The organism is Fodinibius sp., assembly GCF_041642155.1.
GTDB lineage: Bacteria > Bacteroidota > Rhodothermia > Balneolales > Balneolaceae > Fodinibius.
Genome location: NZ_JBEPWZ010000328.1, coordinates 1 through 3,139, shown reverse-complemented (window position 1 = coordinate 3,139; position 3,139 = coordinate 1). Strand labels below are relative to the sequence as shown.

At 50.0% G+C, this 3,139-nt stretch carries 2 protein-coding genes; both read left to right on the top strand.

What is annotated here, in order from left to right; translation table 11 throughout:
- The first annotated feature begins 34 nt into the window (after positions 1 to 34).
- A complete protein-coding gene (locus tag ACESLU_RS13480; protein WP_372639150.1) occupies positions 35 to 1,483 on the top strand; it encodes a hypothetical protein in 1,449 nt (482 codons plus the stop codon).
- Positions 1,484 to 1,839: 356 nt separating this feature from the next.
- Positions 1,840 to 3,139: sulfatase (locus ACESLU_RS13475; protein WP_372639149.1), on the top strand; the 1,300-nt coding region annotated here is incomplete at its 3' end.

The following is a 3,139-nucleotide window of genomic DNA, read 5'->3' as shown; positions in this document are numbered from 1 at the left end:
TTAAACAATTGATTAACTTTTAATACTACTATCCATGGATGTTACTGATCATAAGTGCTGGGTTGTCATAGCAGTTACTTTTGTACTCGTTATTTTTTCAGCTGCTGGACAGGGGTTGGCACAAGAGCGGCAGACTGAAGTAACCATTGACGGTGACCAATTTCACATTAACGGAGCACCGGCATATGATGGGCGCACATGGACAACCTCCACAGGTGAGGAGTACCCGGTGGAGGGACTTCTGATGAATGCCCGGTTGGTTCAGGGAATTTTTGATGACCTGAATCCGGAGACGCGTGGCCAGTGGGCCTACCCGGATACCAGAGCTTGGGATCCGGACCGGAATGCACAGGAATTTGCCGATGCGATGGCTTCCTGGCGTGAACACGGATTGCTCAGCTTTACGGTCAATCTTCAGGGAGGGTGTCCCTACGGCTACTGCGGTGAACAACGCTGGGATAATTCCGCTTTTGCCCCGGACGGATCCCTGAGAGAAGGCTACATGAACAGGCTCGAGCGTATCCTGGACCGGGCCGATGAGCTGGGAATGGTGGCTATAATCGGTTATTTTTATTTCGGACAGGATGGCAACCTGGAGGATGAGCAGGCCGTTGTACATGCCGTGGAAAATGCGACCGGGTGGGTGCTCGAAAAAGGTTATGGCAATGTCATCGTTGAGATTAATAATGAGTGCAATGTGCGCTACGATGATCACCCGATCCTGCAATGTGATCGCGTCCATGAACTTATTGAGCATGCAAAGAGTATTGAGCGCAATGGCCGGTCTCTTTATGTCAGCACTTCCCTGGGTGGAGGTTCGGTACCCCCGGCTGCCGTCGTCGACGCCTCCGACTATGTCTTATTGCATGGAAACGGCGTACAGAATCCTGAACGTATCGTCGAAATGATTCGCGAGGTACGGGACATGGATGCGTATCGTCCCATGCCTGTCGTTTTTAATGAAGACGATCAGCCTTGGCGGGTTGCCGGGCAGGGCTGGGGAGAAGAGGGCAACAATTTCGCAGCAAGTGTAAAGAATTATGCCTCCTGGGGATATTTCGACTTCCGCCGTTCTCAGGAGAAGGATGAATTTAATGAAGGGTACCAGAGCGTGCCGGTGAACTGGCAGATATCATCCGAACGGAAACGCGACTTCTTCGACCTGCTTGCTGATATAACAGGTAGCCCCGGCACACCCCGCGTGGATATCGATTTTGACCAAAAAGCAGGGAGGGGAAGCATAGCTATCGAGCAAGAGCGGTATAATGTATCCATAGAACAGGTTGAGCTTTTAATTAACAACGAAACCATCGCGACGGCAGAGGCACCGTTTGAGTTCAGCCTGTATGAATTCGGTTATGAACTGCCGGCGGCATCGCACTGGGTCCGGGCCCGGCTTACCTACAACAATGGCGAGCGGAAAGTGATTGTTGAATCACCCTACTACCGCAACCCGTGGTGGCCCTATGGCGGATGGGATTAACCTAAAAAAAGCCATCTTGGTGGCAAAAGTTGGCAAACTTAAAATTTTTTATTAGTTAAAGAAGTCTTTGAAAAACCAGTCCCGAAGCATCGGGAAAGGTCAAGGCCAGAGGGAGGTTGAAATCGCAGCATATAATCCATATGTGAGAATTTCAACCGACCGATAATGCCGAGATTGGACAAAAGAACGGTTTTGCAAAGGGTTCTTAAAATAAATCGGATAACATCAGGGATATAGATCAAAAGATACTTCTAAAGATGGATTTTAAATTCAGAGTACAGGCAAAGGCCTTGCTTATAATGTTATGGTATCCGTTAATTTTTTTCTTTTCGGTAAGTAAGGTAATGGGTCAGCAATTGGAAAAAAAACCTGCCGACTCCCCTCCTAATATTCTTATTATCCTTACCGACGATCAGGGTTATCATGACGTATCCTATTATGGTACGGATGATATCCAAACGCCCAATATCGATCGTCTTGTTTCGGGGGGGATGCGGCTGGATCGTTTTTATGCCAACTCGCCGGTATGTTCGCCCACGCGGGCCGCATTGATGTCCGGGCAGTACCAGGATTATGTAGGCGTGCCGGGTCTCATTCGGACTAATCCCGACAATAGCTGGGGGTATTTGGATCCGGGGGCTGCGCTGCTGCCGGAAGTTCTGCAGGAACACGGGTATCATACCGGTTTAGTGGGAAAGTGGAACCTGGGACTGGAATCTCCCAACAAGCCCAATGAGCGGGGCTTTGATCATTTTCACGGGTGGCTGGATGATATGGTGGAGGATTTTTGGGAACACCGCCGTGAGGGAATCAATTATATGCGGCTTAATGAGCAGAAGATTCAGCCAGAAGGACACGTGACGGATCTGCTGACGGAGTGGGCCGTTGATTATATCGAAGATCGTACCGACAGGGGGCAGCCCTTTTTTCTGTTTCTGTCTCATTTGGCTCCTCACTTTCCCGTACAGCCTCCGGAAGAGTGGCTGGAAAAAGTGAAAGAAAGGGAGCCGGATATTTCTCAAACAAGGGCGGAATTAGTGGCCTTTATTGAGCACCTGGATTACGGCATCGGAGAGGTTATGGAAGCATTGGAAAAGAACGGCATGTTTGAGAATACGATAATTGTATTCACCAGCGATAATGGAGGACATCTGCCCAGTGAAGCCAATAACGGTCCGCTGCGGGATGGCAAACAAAGCATGTATGAGGGAGGAATTCGGGTGCCGGCCGGGGTCTCGTGGCCGCAAGAAATTAAGGCAGGGACCCATTCCGAGGAGATGATACTGACGATGGATGTCTTTCCCACCCTGCTGGATGCGGCCGGGATAACCTATGAGGGGCCCCTTAACGGCAAGAGTTTTCTTCCTACCCTGATGGGTAAAGATCAGAAGCTGCATGAAGAGGACCCCCTGTTTTTCACCCGCCGGGAGGGGGGCATGCGCTACGGTGGACTGACCATTCAGGCGGTCCGCCTGGGAAACTGGAAACTGATTCATAATAGCCCTTTTGAACCTCGCGAACTGTATAATCTTGAGAAAGATCCCGGAGAGCAGGATAATGTGATTGAGGAATACCCGGCAAAAGCCGAAGAACTGAACGCCTATTTGATGAAGCATATTCAGAAAAGCGGGTCTGTCCCGTGGCAAAAACCAGCCG